Below are 14638 nucleotides of genomic sequence, written 5' to 3'. Positions count from 1 at the left end.
TCCCGGCACTATTCGTAAAACGGCCCTGTTGTGACCGAATCACGCAATATCAACGTGCCGGTAAACGGCGGGATGGGTTCGACGTTCTCACCGTTAGCCAGGCGGACGGCCTGGTCGATGGCCGTGGTGATCATGCTATCAATCGGCAGATAGACGGTCGACAGCCCCGGCTCCAGCCATTTGGCGCTGGGGGCATCATCAAAACCAAACAGCGATACATCCTGCGGGATCTTCAGCCCGGCCTGATGTAATGCTTTTGAGGCACCTAATGCCATATCATCGTTACAGGCAAAGAGGGCGCTGAAAATCACCCCTTCCTCCAGCAATTCACGGCAGGCCTCGAAGCCTCTCATCATCGTAGAATCACCGTATTTAACTTTCGCGGGATCCCAGGGAATACCGTGCTTTTCCAGCGCCTTACGATAACCCATCAGGCGTGACTTACCGGTCGGGGTATGGTGCGGGACGGTGATACAGGCGATATCGCTATGGCCTTGTGAAATCAGGTAACTTACCGCTTGATAGGCCGCATTTTCTTGTTCAAAGAAAATTGCCCGGTCGCGGGCCTGGCTGACATCGCGATTAATGACCAGCAGTGGCATATTAATGCTATGCATCAGCGACATAATCGCTTTTTCGCTCATATAGCGGGTGTAAAGAATAATGGCGTCGCACTGGCGGTCGGCCAGCATTTGTACCGCTTCCTGTTCGCGCTCCGGCGTATCGTGGCCGTCGGTCACGATCAGCTGTTTGCCGTGGGATTCGGTTTGGCGTGAAGCCTGTTGCAGCAGACGGCCAAAATAGAAGCCATCGAATGTGGAAACCACCAGGCCAATGCTGTTACTGGTGCGATTCGCCAGCGAACGCGCCAAAAAATTAGGGCGGTAGTCTAAGGCCTGCATGGCATTAAAGACTTTCTGGCGCGTGCTTTCTTTGACTTGACCCGTTCCGTTCAGCACACGCGAAACGGTCGCTTTTGATACGCCAGCATGACGAGAAACATCCAACATCGTTGTCATGACGCTATCCTGATTAATCCTTTGACGAAGAATTCCCTGATTCTGTCAGCGTCGAAACGGAATGTCGACGGACCAGCGTAGGGTTGAATACATGCGTTATTTCCGGTGCCGGAAGGTTGTCGGCCAACGCCAGCGCCAGTTCGGCGGCCTGGGTTGCCATCGTTACTATTGGGTAGCGTACCGTCGTCAGCCGTGGACGCACGTAGCGGGAAACCAGCACATCATCAAAACCGATCAGTGATATTTCGCCCGGTACATCGATGCCATTATCATTTAATACACCCATAGCACCTGCCGCCATTGAGTCGTTATAGCAGGCGACAGCGGTGAAGTTCTTGCCACGTCCCAGCAGTTCCGTCATCGCCTGTTCGCCGCCGCTTTCGTCCGGTTCACCGAAGGTCACCAGCCGTTCGTTGATCGGGATGTTGCTTTCTGCCAGCGCATCGTAATAGCCCTGCAGACGATCTTCTGCATCAGAAATACTGTGGTTAGAACACAGGTAGCCGATGCGCGTATGGCCCTGCTGGATGAGGTGGCGGGTTGCCAGCCATGCGCCGTAACGGTCATCAAGCGCAACGCAGCGCTGTTCGAAGCCAGGCAGGATGCGATTGATAAGCACCATGCCGGGGATTTGTTTCATTAATGACGCCAGCTCCGCGTCCGGGATAATTTTTGCGTGAACCACCAGAGCCGCGCAGCGGTGGCGAATAAGTTGCTCAATCGCCTGACGTTCTTTCTGCTCGTTATGGTAGCCGTTACCAATCAGTAAAAAATTACCCGTGTTATAGGCCACCTGCTCGACAGCTTTAACCATTGCCCCGAAGAATGGATCGGACACATCACCCACCACCAGACCGACGGTCTCGGTGGATTGCTGTGCCAGCGCACGCGCGTTGGCATTAGGGTGGTAGTTGAGTGATTCCATTGCACTCATCACAGCCAGGCGGGAGGCTTCGCTGGCTTTAGGGGAATGATTGATCACGCGAGAAACGGTGGCGACTGATACACCAGCGAGTTGGGCTACGTCCTTTATAGTCGCCATGATAGTACCTGTTGTGGGTAAACGCTTACATTCCGTCAGTGTTACGGAAAATGGCTGGTTGTTCAAGCAGATTGCCCATCAGGACTGCGCAAATGTGAGCGCACACGAGCGAAGTAAGACAGAAAGAGAGAATGAAAATCTTTGCTTACACTTTGCGATGACCTGTTGCGATTGTTCGCTGGCGAGGAGAAAGACAGGATTGCTAGAGTTGGGATCCCAGAGGTATTGATAGGTGAAATCAGCTTTCGGGTTGATCACAAGATTTACACCAACCTGCGCAGATGCGCAGGTTTTTTTTTTGCCTTTACGCGCATCTGTAACAGTAAGCGATAATTTACACAACTGGTTGCACTTGGGTTCATTCCTTTGCGTTTTCGGACTGGCGTATCGGCCCGGTGGCGACCACAATCAAGATCCCAGAGGTATTGATTGGTGAGATTATTCGGTACGCATTTCGTACCTGTCTCTTGCACCAACCTGCGCGGATGCGCAGGTTTTTTTTCGCCTCTTTTTTCGGATTCCATTTACCTGTCGCGCCTCCCCCACAACTCGTATAATCTGCCACCATTCATCTTTAGATAATTGATGGTACAGGGAGTTGAAATGCTATTAGGGTTTTTTCGCAATGTGTTTCGCGTGCTTTTCCGCGTTCGCCTTACGGGCGATGTCAGTGCACTACGGGGAGAGCGCGTCTTAATCACTCCCAATCATGTCTCTTTTATCGACGGTATGCTGCTGGCGCTGTTTTTGCCGATTCGCCCGGTCTTTGCGGTTTATACCTCGATCAGCCAGCAATGGTACATGCGCTGGCTCACCCCGCTGATTGATTTCGTGCCGCTAGACCCCACTAAACCGATGTCAATTAAGCATCTGGTTCGCCTAGTTGAGCAGGGACGTCCGGTGGTTATTTTCCCGGAAGGCCGTATTTCGACCACCGGCTCATTGATGAAAATTTATGACGGTGCCGGATTTGTCGCGGCGAAATCGGGCGCGACGGTGGTGCCAGTGCGCATTGAGGGCGCTGAGCTGAGCTACTTTAGCCGCCTGAAAGGTTTAGTTAAACGACGTTTCTTCCCACGCATTCAGCTACATATCCTGCCGCCTACGCAGTTACCGATGCCAGAAGCGCCGCGCGCGCGCGATCGCCGCAAGATGGCCGGTGAAATGCTGCACCAGATTATGATGGAAGCGCGCATGGCCGTACGACCGCGTGAAACGTTGTATGAGTCTCTGCTGGCGGCGAAGTACCGCTTTGGCGCAGGAAAAAACTGCATTGAAGACGTTAACTTTACCCCGGACAGCTATCGCAAACTGTTGACTAAAACGCTGTTTGTTGCCCGTATTCTGGAAAAATACAGCGTAGAAGGTGAGAAGATTGGTCTGATGCTCCCCAATGCGGGGATTAGCGCCGCTGTGATTTTTGGCGCTATTGCCCGTCGACGTATTCCGGCCATGATGAACTACACGGCGGGCGTAAAAGGGCTGACCAGCGCCATTACCGCCTCCGAAATCAAAACGATTTTTACCTCCCGTCAGTTTCTCGACAAAGGCAAACTCTGGCATCTGCCGGAACAGCTTACCCAGGTGCGCTGGGTGTACCTGGAAGATTTAAAAGCCGATGTTACCTTTAACGATAAAGTGTGGATTTTCTCTCATCTGCTGATGCCGCACCTGGCTCAGGTGAAGCAGCAGCCTGAAGAAGCTGCGGTGATCCTCTTTACCTCCGGCTCTGAGGGCCATCCGAAAGGTGTGGTGCACAGCCACAAAAGCATTCTGGCGAACGTCGAGCAAATTAAAACCATTGCCGACTTCACCGCCGACGATCGCTTTATGTCGGCGCTGCCGTTGTTCCACTCTTTTGGCCTGACGGTGGGGCTGTTTACGCCGCTCCTGACCGGTGCCGAAGTCTTTCTCTATCCCAGCCCGCTGCATTATCGCATTGTGCCGGAGCTGGTGTACGACCGAAACTGCACCGTGCTGTTTGGCACCTCGACGTTCCTCGGCAACTACGCGCGCTTTGCCCATCCTTATGATTTCCACCGCCTGCGCTACGTGGTAGCGGGGGCTGAAAAGCTGCAGGACACCACAAAGCAACTGTGGCAGGAGAAGTTTGGGTTGCGTGTGCTTGAAGGTTATGGCGTGACGGAATGTGCGCCGGTGGTGTCGATTAACGTGCCGATGGCGGCAAAATCAGGCACGGTAGGGCGTATTCTGCCCGGTATGGATGCCCGACTGCTGGCGGTTCCTGGCATTGAAGACGGCGGACGTTTGCAGTTGAAAGGTCCGAACATTATGAGCGGCTATTTGCGCGTTGAAAAACCGGGTGTGCTGGAAGTGCCGACGGCAGAAAACGCACAGGGTGAGGTTGAGCGCGGCTGGTATGACACCGGTGATATTGTGCGTTTTGACGAGAACGGCTTCGTGCAGATTCAGGGGCGCGCCAAGCGCTTTGCGAAAATTGCTGGTGAGATGGTATCGCTGGAAATGGTGGAGCAGCTGGCGCTGGCGGTCTCTGCTGACAAAATGCACGCCACGGCTATCAAGAGTGATGCCAGCAAAGGTGAGGCGCTGGTGTTGTTCACCACTGACAGCGAGCTGACGCGTGAAAAACTGCTGCAGCATGCGCGGGCCCACGGCATCCCTGAGCTCGCCGTGCCGCGTGATATTCGCCACCTGAAACAACTCCCTCTCCTCGGCAGCGGTAAGCCGGACTTTGTAACGCTGAAAAGCTGGGTTGATGAACCGGAACAACAACATGCGTGAGTCAGTACACACTAACACTTCAATCTGGTCCAAAGGGATGATGTCCGTTATCGCCGCGCAGTTTCTGTCGGCGTTTGGCGATAACGCACTGCTGTTTGCCACCCTGGCGTTGCTGAAAGAGCAATTCTATCCGGACTGGAGCCAGCCGATCCTGCAAATGGTGTTTGTGGGTGCTTACATTCTTTTTGCCCCTTTTGTCGGGCAGGTGGCGGACAGCTTTGCCAAAGGCAGAGTGATGATGTTCGCCAACGGTCTCAAACTGCTGGGGGCGGCAAGTATTTGCTTCGGTGTTAACCCTTTTCTGGGGTACACGCTAGTGGGAGTTGGCGCGGCGGCGTATTCACCGGCCAAGTATGGCATTCTCGGGGAACTGACCACCGGCGATAAACTGGTGAAAGCTAACGGTCTGATGGAAGCCTCAACCATCGCTGCTATTCTGCTGGGCTCGGTGGCTGGCGGTGTGCTGGCCGACTGGCATGTGATAGCCGCGCTCTCGGTTTGCGCGCTGGCCTATGCGGGTGCGGTGGTGGCTAACCTGTCTATCCCGAAACTGGCCGCTGCGCGTCCTGGTCAGTCGTGGCATCTGGGGAAAATGACGCGCAGCTTCTTCTGCGCGGCGTCTTCGCTGTGGCGCAACGGTGAAACGCGCTTCTCGTTGGTGGGAACCAGCCTGTTTTGGGGCGCGGGGGTGACGCTGCGTTTTCTGCTGGTACTGTGGGTGCCGGTAGCGTTGGGGATTACCGATAACGCCACACCGACCTATCTCAACGCGATGGTGGCAATTGGGATTGTTGTTGGCGCGGGTGCTGCGGCGAAGCTGGTCACGCTGGAGACAGTGTCTCGCTGTATGCCAGCGGGGATCCTGATTGGCGTCGGCGTACTGTTCTTATCTCTGCAGCATGCGCTGTTGCCGTCCTATGGGCTGCTGATGCTTATTGGTGTGCTGGGCGGTTTCTTTGTTGTGCCGCTGAATGCGCTCCTACAAGAGCGAGGCAAAAAAAGCGTCGGCGCGGGTAATGCCATCGCGGTGCAAAATCTGGGTGAAAACAGCGCCATGCTGCTGATGCTCGGTATTTACTCGCTGGCGGTGCTGGTGGGCATTCCGGCAGTTGCTATCGGAATTGGCTTTGGCGGGCTGTTCGCGCTGGCGATTACGGCGCTGTGGATCTGGCAACGTCGCCATTAGCCTGTTACGTGCTGTTGCCGGATGGCGGCGTTGCCTTATCCGGCCTACAGTACGGCTTGTTTTTGTAGGCCTGATAAGCGTAGCGCCATCAGGCACTACACGTTACGGTGCAGGATAGGTATAAACCTGATGCACCGCTTCAATCTCTGCCAGTACCTCTTCGCTTAACGTCAGATGCAAACTTTCGACATTGGTTTTTAGCTGCTCCATAGTTGTCGCCCCCAGTAGGGTGCTGGCGACAAACGGCTGGCGACGCACAAAGGCCAGTGCCATCTGCGCCGGGTCCAGGTTATGGCGTTTGGCGATATCTACGTAGGCGGCGACGGCTTTTTGCGTCTGTTCGCCGCTGTAGCGCGTGAAGCGACTAAACAGCGTATGGCGTGCGCCGGCAGGCTGCGCGCCGTTCAGGTACTTACCGGTTAATGTGCCAAAGCCCAGGCACGAGTAGGCCAGCAGTTCAATGCCTTCGTACTGGCTGACTTCCGCTAATCCCACTTCAAAGCTACGGTTCAGCAGGCTGTAGGGGTTCTGGATAGTGACAATGCGCGGCAGGTCGTGTTTGTCCGCCAGGTGTAAATAGCGCATGACGCCAAATGCGGTTTCGTTGGACACGCCGATATAGCGAATTTTCCCGGCGCGCTGAAATTCTGTTAGCGCTTCCAACGTTTCCAGCAGAGTGACTACCGGAGCGGAGTCTGTCCAGCTGTAGCCCAGCTTGCCAAAGCAGTTGGTTGGGCGCTGTGGCCAGTGAACCTGATACAGGTCCAGATAATCGGTTTGCAGGCGTTTGAGGCTGTCGTTCAGTGCCTGGCGAATGTTTTTACGATCCAGCGCCTGATTCGGGCGAATGCCGCTGTCATTATTACGCGACGGCCCGCTGACCTTCGAGGCGACGATCAGTTTTTCACGGCTGCCGTGTTTAGCGAGCCAGTTGCCGACGTAGGTTTCCGTGAGGCCCTGGGTTTCCGGGCGTGGCGGGACCGGATACATCTCGGCAACGTCGATTAAATTGATGCCTTGTGCTACGGCATAGTCAAGCTGTGCATGTGCGTCGGCTTCGCTGTTTTGTTCACCAAACGTCATTGTGCCCAGCCCCAGTGTACTGACTTCCAGCGAGCTGTGGGGTATACGGTGATATTGCATAGCCGTTTCCTTTTTATAATCACAACATAAGGATTATAAAAATGGCTGAGGGAAGGGAAAAAGGGAAGCAAAATTGTTAAGGCCAGCAGCGAGGCTGACCTCAACCATCAACGCTCAATGATTTGAGATACGTCGTCGCGGTTAATCTGCATCGCATTGCCTTGCTGGTCGTGATAGCTCACCAGACCGGTATCATCATCAATTTCGGGTTTACCGTCGGTCAGGATCATCCGACCATCTTTGGTCGCCATCACATAATCACTGCTGCATCCAGAAACGGCGAAAGCCAATCCTACCGCGGAAATTAAAACTGCCCATTTTTTCATCTATTTATCCTCACGTGGCCTGCGTCTGACACTAGTTTAGTAATAACGCGAAGTTATGCCGGGTGAAAGCAGTAAAATCTTAATCTGTGAGAAGAAAAGGTGATGTGGGTCGTCGCTCCCCTTGTGGGAGAGCGACTGATGGGGTCAGAGCGGGTTCTTTTTATTGCGCAACAGGTTCAGGGTCTCTACACCGATAGAGAAGAACATGGCGAAATAAATGTACCCTTTCGGCACATGCACATCGAAACTTTCCAGAATCAGCGTGAAGCCGACCAGGATCAGGAAAGAGAGTGCCAGCATTTTTACCGAGGGATGGCGATCCACAAATTCACCAATCGGGCGTGCCGCAAACATCATCACGCCGACGGCAATAACTACCGCCGCCATCATGATAAACAGATGATCGGACAAGCCTACTGCGGTGATGACGGAGTCCAGGCTGAAGATAATGTCTAACAACATGATCTGCACAATTGCCCCGAGGAACGAGGATACGCGCGTTTTCAGCCCTTCTTCTTCACCTTCTATAGACTCATGAATCTCCTTACTGGCTTTCCAGATCAGGAACAATCCACCAAGCAGAAGGATCAAGTCACGCGCTGAGATCGCCTCGCCAAACACTTCAAACAGCGGGTTGGTCAGACGCGTGACCCAGGCGATAGACGCCAGTAGTGCCAGACGCATGATCATCGCTGCCGCCAGCCCGATACGTCGGGCATGACTGCGTTGTGCGGTCGGGAGTTTAGCAACGACCAAAGAAAGGAAAATAATATTGTCGATCCCCAGAACGATCTCCAGCAGCGTCAGCGTACCGAGCGCCAGCCAGGCGTTAGGATCGGTTATCCATGCAAATAACATCGAACAAAGTCCTGCCAAAAAAAAGAAGCGCTAATTATAGGCGCGTAACGCGGCGGGCGAAAGGCCGGGCTGTGCCTATTACGTCTGGAATAAAAAATGACGCTCCAGCAGCGCGCGCGTGAAGTTCTTTTTTAGATAAAAACCGCGTGGCAGGGTCAGAATTGGCTCACCATTCGCGCCAATGGCTTCGGTTAGCGCTTTCGCATTGGCGGCTTTTGGGCGTAGCTGTAACACTTCCCCATGGCGGGCGGTGATGCGTTCGACGTGGCCCAGCACAATCATGTCCATCAATTCTTCCCAGTCCAGGCGTAATTGCCGGTCTTCTTCTTCATTCGGACTCCATAACAGCGGGGATCCTACGCGACGTTGGGCTAACGGGATGCTGCGTTCCCCTTCCACCGGCACCCACAGCACACGTTTAAGTTTATGGCGGACATGGCTGGTTTCCCATGTTACGCCGGTATTGCCGGTTAATGGTGCTACGCAAACGAAGGTGGTTTCCAGCGGTCTGCCAAGACTGTCCACAGGGATCGTTTTCAGCTCTACGCCTAGCGCCGCAAAATCCTGCTCCGGCTTGCTGCCCGCGCTGGCGCCGAGCCAAATCTCCAGCAGTACGCCGATCCAGCCTTTGTCCCGTTTCAAATCGTTGGGGGTTACAATCCCCGCCATTGCCGCCAGCTCCCCTAACGTGTAGCCCGAAAGCCGCCGTGCCTGGGCAAGCAGCAGGGCTTCGGATTCAGGGGGAGAAAGCAGTGGCTGGAGTTCTGACATTGAGTTAACCCTTAGGCGAAAAAATGAGCAATGATTTTATACCGAGTGGACAGAGTTTATCTTTTTCCACAAGCTTTACTCAATTATCTGATTTATATTGATTTTTAAATTTCATAATCAAGAGTTGCGCAACAACCGATGAGGTTTTCCAATTCTGGTCACTGACAATGAACAGGATCTTACACCATGTTATCCACAGAAAGATGGGATAACTGTGAAAAACCCCCACTACTGTTTCAATTTACAGCCTTGACGTGCGACGAAAATCGAATTTTCACACAAATTGTGCCTAACTTATTGGCACAATCTGTGGATAAAACCAACGCTGGTTGATCTTTCATCAGCTCGAGGATCGTATGCGTGATGTACATCACATTTCTGTGTGTTAGGTGACAGTATTTGCTTTTAACTCAATGAATATAGACGACTAATTTTTATATGTGACAAAGGTCATATTCAGACTGTTCCGGGTTTTCCCATAGTAATTCCGTACTTCTTCACAACTATATCCACAGAAAAGGTGAATAAAATCGCCTAACTCAGCCTACCTCTGTTTATAACTCAGTCCTTTGCTGTGAGTTATTCAATTGTTATTAGAGTCTCGTGTGCTTAACACAGTGGTTTACCGCCTCTCAGGAGTGTGAAACAATCGTTTATATATAAGGTTTATGTTGAGGTAGTCCGGTGATTGATGACGATGGCTACCGCCCGAATGTAGGAATAGTAATTTGTAACCGCCAGGGGCAGGTCATGTGGGCCCGGCGATTTGGTCAGCACTCCTGGCAATTCCCGCAAGGTGGGATAAACGCGGGAGAGACAGCAGAGCAGGCGATGTACCGGGAACTGTTTGAAGAAGTGGGCCTCAGTCGTAAAGATGTGCGGATCCTGGCTTCTACTCGTAACTGGTTGCGTTACAAGTTACCGAAACGTTTGGTGCGTTGGGACACGAAGCCGGTTTGTATCGGCCAGAAACAAAAATGGTTCCTTCTGCAATTGGTAAGCAGCGATGCTGAGATCAATATGCAAACCAGCAGCACGCCCGAGTTCGATGGCTGGCGTTGGGTGAGTTACTGGTATCCGGTTCGACAGGTAGTGTCATTTAAACGCGATGTCTATCGCAGGGTGATGAAAGAATTCGCAAGTGTTGTGATGGCGCTTCAGGAGAGTACCCCAAAGCCGCAAAGCGCACCTGCGTACAGACGTAAAAGAGGTTAAGCTACGCAAATTATGCTCACCCGCCTGCGCGAAATAGTCGAAAAGGTGGCCAGTGCTCCGCGTCTTAATGAGGCGCTGAATATTCTGGTTACCGACATCTGTCTTGCGATGGATACAGAGGTCTGTTCGGTTTATCTGGCCGATCACGACCGACGTTGTTATTACCTGATGGCGACCCGGGGACTCAAAAAACCACGCGGTCGCACCGTTGCGCTTGCGTTTGATGAAGGTATCGTTGGCCTGGTTGGCAGGCTGGCGGAACCGATTAACCTCGCCGATGCGCAAAAACACCCCAGCTTCAAATACATCCCTTCAGTAAAAGAAGAGCGATTCCGCGCCTTCTTAGGCGTGCCGATCATTCAGCGCCGCCAGCTATTGGGTGTGCTGGTGGTCCAGCAGCGTGAACTGCGCCAGTACGATGAAAGCGAAGAGTCATTCCTGGTGACGCTCGCCACGCAAATGGCCGCCATTCTTTCTCAGTCGCAGCTCACCGCGTTGTTTGGTCAATACCGGCAAACGCGCATTCGTGCGTTGCCTGCCGCACCCGGCGTGGCGATTGCCGAAGGCTGGCAGGATGCCACGCTGCCGCTGATGGAGCAGGTGTATCAGGCGTCAACGCTGGATCCGGTACTAGAACGCGAACGACTGACTGAGGCGCTGGAAGAAGCCGCCAATGAATTCCGCCGCTACAGTAAGCGCTTTACGGCGGGAGCACAAAAAGAGACGGCGGCGATCTTCGATCTTTACTCGCACCTGCTTTCCGACACCCGTCTGCGCCGCGAGCTGTTTGCAGAAGTGGACAACGGTTCGGTGGCGGAGTGGGCGGTTAAAACGATTATCGAGAAGTTCGCTGAACAGTTTGCCGCCCTCAGTGATAACTATCTCAAAGAGCGGGCCGGGGATTTACGTGCGCTCGGCCAGCGTCTGCTGTTCCATCTTGACGATTCGATTCAGGGGCCAAATGCCTGGCCGGAACGTTTCGTGTTGGTGGCAGATGAGCTTTCCGCGACCACGCTGGCAGAGCTTCCGCAGGACCGACTAGTTGGTGTGGTGGTCAGAGACGGCGCTGCCAACTCCCATGCGGCAATTATGGTGCGCGCGCTGGGTATTCCGACTGTGATGGGGGCCGACATCCAGCCGTCGGTACTCCACCGCCGTACGCTGGTGGTGGACGGTTATCGCGGCGAGCTGCTGGTTGATCCTGAACCGGTTTTGATTCAGGAATATCAGCGACTTATCAGTGAAGAGATTGAACTCAGTCGCCTGGCAGAAGATGACGTTAACCAGCCAGCCCAGTTGAAAAGCGGCGAGCGCGTTAAGGTGATGCTCAACGCCGGGCTGAGTCCGGAACACGAGCAAAAACTGGGAAGCCGGATCGACGGCATCGGGCTGTATCGCACCGAAATTCCGTTCATGCTACAAAGCGGATTTCCGTCAGAAGAAGAACAGGTTGCCCAGTATCAGGGCATGCTGCAAATGTTTAACGACAAGCCGGTGACTCTGCGTACGCTGGACGTCGGGGCTGATAAGCAACTGCCTTACATGCCCATCAGTGAAGAGAATCCGTGCCTTGGCTGGCGCGGGATCCGCATTACGCTCGATCAGCCGGAGATCTTTTTGATCCAGGTCCGCGCAATGCTGCGAGCCAACGCGGCAACCGGCAACCTGAGTATTTTGCTGCCGATGGTCACCAGTATTGATGAAGTCGACGAAGCGCGGCGCTTGATTGAGCGCGCCGGGCGCGAAGTGGAAGAGATGATCGGCTACGCGATCCCGAAACCGCGTATCGGCATCATGCTGGAAGTCCCGTCGATGGTCTTTATGCTGCCGCATCTGGCGAACAGGGTCGATTTTATCTCGGTGGGTACCAACGATCTGACCCAATATATTCTGGCAGTCGATCGTAACAATACGCGGGTCGCCAGCATTTATGACAGCCTACATCCTGGGATGTTACGTGCGTTGGCGATGATTGCCCAGGAAGCCGAGAGAAGCGGCATCGATTTACGCCTGTGCGGCGAAATGGCGGGTGACCCAATGTGTGTGACCATTTTAATCGGTCTGGGTTTTCGCCACTTATCAATGAACGGTCGTTCTGTGGCACGAGTTAAATATCTGCTGCGCCACATCGATTTTGATGAAGCGAAAACGCTGGCACAGCGCAGCCTGGAAGCGCAACTGGCGACGGAAGTGCGCCATCAGGTGGCGGCATTTATGGAACGCCGCGGTATGGGCGGTTTGATTCGCGGGGGGCTGTAAGTCTGAATTGTCGGCCTGATCATCACGGTTTCATCTGGCATCCCTGTTGGTGTCTGGCTTACCTATACAGATCTTTTACATCTTCCCGGCATGCGTGGTGATCCCCTTGTGCTATCATTCGCACCTTCGGAGCGCCTGTATCATACAGGCGCGCTTATCAATTGCTGTCTGACTTCAGCGAAATAACAAGAACTTGTGGTGACAGATGACCAGTAGCTATCTGCATTTTCCGGAATTCGATCCGGTCATTTTCTCAATTGGACCCGTCGCACTTCACTGGTACGGCATGATGTATTTGGTGGGGTTTATTTTCGCGATGTGGCTGGCGACGCGCCGCGCTAATCGCCCAGGAAGTGGCTGGACCAAAAACGAAGTTGAAAACTTACTCTATGCAGGCTTCCTCGGGGTGTTCCTCGGTGGGCGTATCGGTTACGTACTGTTCTACAACTTCCCGCTGTTCCTTGATAATCCGCTGTATCTGTTCCGCGTCTGGGATGGCGGAATGTCATTCCACGGTGGTCTCATCGGTGTGATCCTGGTGATGATTATCTTCGCCAAACGCACCAAGCGTTCGTTCTTCCAGGTCTCTGACTTCATTGCTCCTTTGATTCCGTTTGGTCTGGGTGCGGGCCGACTGGGCAACTTTATCAACGGCGAACTGTGGGGACGCGTTGACCCGAACTTCTCATATAGCATGTTGTTCCCGGGCTCGCGTACCGAAGACATCTTACTGCTGCAAACCAACCCGCAGTGGCAATCTATTTTCGATACCTACGGTTCGCTGCCTCGTCACGCGTCTCAGCTTTATGAGATGGCGTTGGAAGGCGTGGTGCTGTTTATCATTCTTAACCTGTTCATTCGTAAACCGCGTCCGATGGGCTCGGTCTCCGGTCTGTTCCTGATTGGCTACGGCGCGTTTCGTATCATCGTTGAATTTTTCCGCCAGCCGGATCAGCAGTTTACCGGCGAATGGGTACAGTACATCAGCATGGGGCAGATCCTGTCTATCCCGATGATTGTCGCCGGTATCATTATGATGGTTTGGGCGTACCGCCGCAGCCCACAGCAACACGCTTCCTGAGGAATCATGAAACAGTATTTAGAACTGATGCAAAAAGTGCTGGATGAAGGCACACAGAAAAACGACCGTACCGGAACCGGAACGCTTTCCATTTTTGGTCATCAGATGCGTTTTAATCTGCAGGAAGGATTCCCGCTGGTTACCACTAAACGCTGCCATTTGCGCTCTATCATTCATGAACTGCTGTGGTTTTTGCAGGGCGACACTAACGTGGCCTACCTGCACGAAAACAACGTTTCTATCTGGGATGAGTGGGCAGATGAAAACGGCAATCTGGGCCCGGTTTATGGTAAACAGTGGCGCGCGTGGCCAACGCCAGATGGCCGCCATATTGATCAGATCACTACGGTGCTTAACCAGCTGAAGAATGATCCGGACTCTCGCCGTATTATCGTTTCTGCGTGGAACGTAGGCGAACTGGATAAGATGGCGCTGGCGCCGTGCCATGCGTTCTTCCAGTTCTATGTGGCAGACGGCAAGCTCTCCTGTCAGCTGTATCAGCGTTCGTGCGATGTGTTCCTCGGCCTGCCGTTTAACATTGCCAGCTATGCTTTGCTGGTCCATATGATGGCGCAGCAGTGCAACCTTGAAGTCGGTGATTTTGTCTGGACCGGCGGCGATACGCACCTGTACAGCAACCACATGGAGCAAACGCACCTGCAGCTCAGCCGCGAACCGCGTGCCTTGCCGAAGCTGGTCATCAAGCGTAAGCCTGACTCTATCTTCGACTATCGTTTCGATGATTTCGAGATTGAAGGTTACGATCCGCACCCTGGTATTAAAGCGCCGGTTGCTATCTAATCGACCGCTACCCTGCCACGACCGACGCCCTCGCGCGTCGGTTTTTTTTGCCCTGATTTCAGTTTTTCGACGCTGATTCCTGAAATTTTGCAATGCGCTGAAACGAAGCAAATATTCCCCGAAGCTCGCCGAATACCCCGAATTCCCCACTCGTGATTATTTTCCTTATCGCCA

12 protein-coding genes are annotated in these 14638 nt (G+C 53.5%); 6 read left to right on the top strand and 6 right to left on the bottom strand.

Annotated features, from left to right (window positions below; genetic code table 11):
• Window positions 1–8: 8 nt before the first annotated feature.
• Window positions 9–1019 (bottom strand): LacI family DNA-binding transcriptional regulator, encoded by a 1011-nt coding sequence (locus FDW88_RS19400; protein WP_096755840.1) that lies wholly within the window; start codon window positions 1017–1019, stop codon window positions 9–11.
• A gap of 13 nt (window positions 1020–1032) precedes the next feature.
• Entirely contained in the window at window positions 1033–2061 is a 1029-nt protein-coding gene (galR, locus tag FDW88_RS19395; protein WP_137363188.1) for an HTH-type transcriptional regulator GalR, read from the bottom strand.
• A 603-nt stretch (window positions 2062–2664) separates the two neighbouring features.
• On the opposite strand from galR, the gene aas reads away from it, so the two are divergent.
• Together aas and lplT are read left to right on the top strand one after the other, a co-directional pair.
• Window positions 2665–4824, top strand: coding sequence for a bifunctional acyl-ACP--phospholipid O-acyltransferase/long-chain-fatty-acid--ACP ligase (gene aas, locus FDW88_RS19385; protein WP_137363187.1), 2160 nt, complete (start codon window positions 2665–2667; stop codon window positions 4822–4824).
• Window positions 4817–6010, top strand: coding sequence for a lysophospholipid transporter LplT (gene lplT / locus FDW88_RS19380; protein ID WP_096755844.1), 1194 nt, complete (start codon window positions 4817–4819; stop codon window positions 6008–6010). Before aas ends, lplT begins: the two co-directional genes overlap by 8 nt.
• Window positions 6011–6112: 102 nt before the next feature.
• Here the strand turns inward: lplT and FDW88_RS19375 are convergent, their stop codons facing one another.
• The 4 genes from FDW88_RS19375 to mutH all read right to left on the bottom strand — a co-directional run bounded on the left by FDW88_RS19375 (window position 6113) and on the right by mutH (window position 9108).
• Window positions 6113–7153: an NADP(H)-dependent aldo-keto reductase gene (locus FDW88_RS19375; RefSeq protein ID WP_096755845.1), complete on the bottom strand. Its 1041-nt coding sequence runs from the start codon at window positions 7151–7153 to the stop codon at window positions 6113–6115.
• A 107-nt stretch (window positions 7154–7260) separates the two neighbouring features.
• Window positions 7261–7479 carry a lipoprotein YgdR gene (gene ygdR, locus FDW88_RS19370; protein WP_000758660.1) on the bottom strand — a complete coding sequence of 73 codons (219 nt, stop codon included), beginning with the start codon at window positions 7477–7479 and terminating at the stop codon, window positions 7261–7263.
• A 144-nt stretch (window positions 7480–7623) separates the two neighbouring features.
• A complete protein-coding gene (locus FDW88_RS19365; protein ID WP_096755846.1) occupies window positions 7624–8337 on the bottom strand; it encodes a TerC family protein in 714 nt (237 codons plus the stop codon).
• 78 nt (window positions 8338–8415) lie between these two features.
• The gene (gene mutH, locus FDW88_RS19360; RefSeq protein WP_135911462.1) at window positions 8416–9108 is read right to left on the bottom strand and encodes a DNA mismatch repair endonuclease MutH; all 693 of its coding nucleotides are present in this window, start codon (window positions 9106–9108) and stop codon (window positions 8416–8418) included.
• A gap of 684 nt (window positions 9109–9792) precedes the next feature.
• Between mutH and rppH the strand changes: the two genes are divergently transcribed.
• The 4 genes from rppH to thyA all read left to right on the top strand — a co-directional run bounded on the left by rppH (window position 9793) and on the right by thyA (window position 14464).
• Window positions 9793–10323 (top strand): RNA pyrophosphohydrolase, encoded by a 531-nt coding sequence (gene rppH / locus FDW88_RS19355; protein ID WP_003825602.1) that lies wholly within the window; start codon window positions 9793–9795, stop codon window positions 10321–10323.
• 12 nt (window positions 10324–10335) lie between these two features.
• Window positions 10336–12582, top strand: coding sequence for a phosphoenolpyruvate--protein phosphotransferase (gene ptsP, locus FDW88_RS19350; protein WP_137363186.1), 2247 nt, complete (start codon window positions 10336–10338; stop codon window positions 12580–12582).
• A 205-nt stretch (window positions 12583–12787) separates the two neighbouring features.
• The gene (gene lgt, locus FDW88_RS19345) at window positions 12788–13663 is read left to right on the top strand and encodes a prolipoprotein diacylglyceryl transferase (RefSeq protein WP_115257571.1); all 876 of its coding nucleotides are present in this window, start codon (window positions 12788–12790) and stop codon (window positions 13661–13663) included.
• A gap of 6 nt (window positions 13664–13669) precedes the next feature.
• Window positions 13670–14464 carry a thymidylate synthase gene (gene thyA, locus FDW88_RS19340; RefSeq protein WP_096755850.1) on the top strand — a complete coding sequence of 265 codons (795 nt, stop codon included), beginning with the start codon at window positions 13670–13672 and terminating at the stop codon, window positions 14462–14464.
• Window positions 14465–14638: the final 174 nt, after the last annotated feature.

Source organism: Citrobacter sp. wls829, assembly GCF_005280825.1.
Lineage (GTDB): Bacteria > Pseudomonadota > Gammaproteobacteria > Enterobacterales > Enterobacteriaceae > Citrobacter > Citrobacter gillenii.
This window is presented reverse-complemented; position numbering and strand designations above follow the sequence as displayed.

What these genes read in the sequence shown, in the direction of transcription:
- FDW88_RS19400 (WP_096755840.1), bottom strand. Translation starts at nt 1,019, where the DNA reads ATGACAACGATGTTGGATGTTTCTCGTCATGCTGGCGTATCAAAAGCG.
- galR (WP_137363188.1), bottom strand. Translation starts at nt 2,061, where the DNA reads ATGGCGACTATAAAGGACGTAGCCCAACTCGCTGGTGTATCAGTCGCC.
- aas (WP_137363187.1), top strand. Translation starts at nt 2,665, where the DNA reads ATGCTATTAGGGTTTTTTCGCAATGTGTTTCGCGTGCTTTTCCGCGTT.
- lplT (WP_096755844.1), top strand. Translation starts at nt 4,817, where the DNA reads ATGCGTGAGTCAGTACACACTAACACTTCAATCTGGTCCAAAGGGATG.
- FDW88_RS19375 (WP_096755845.1), bottom strand. Translation starts at nt 7,153, where the DNA reads ATGCAATATCACCGTATACCCCACAGCTCGCTGGAAGTCAGTACACTG.
- ygdR (WP_000758660.1), bottom strand. Translation starts at nt 7,479, where the DNA reads ATGAAAAAATGGGCAGTTTTAATTTCCGCGGTAGGATTGGCTTTCGCC.
- FDW88_RS19365 (WP_096755846.1), bottom strand. Translation starts at nt 8,337, where the DNA reads ATGTTATTTGCATGGATAACCGATCCTAACGCCTGGCTGGCGCTCGGT.
- mutH (WP_135911462.1), bottom strand. Translation starts at nt 9,108, where the DNA reads ATGTCAGAACTCCAGCCACTGCTTTCTCCCCCTGAATCCGAAGCCCTG.
- ptsP (WP_137363186.1), top strand. Translation starts at nt 10,336, where the DNA reads ATGCTCACCCGCCTGCGCGAAATAGTCGAAAAGGTGGCCAGTGCTCCG.
- lgt (WP_115257571.1), top strand. Translation starts at nt 12,788, where the DNA reads ATGACCAGTAGCTATCTGCATTTTCCGGAATTCGATCCGGTCATTTTC.
- thyA (WP_096755850.1), top strand. Translation starts at nt 13,670, where the DNA reads ATGAAACAGTATTTAGAACTGATGCAAAAAGTGCTGGATGAAGGCACA.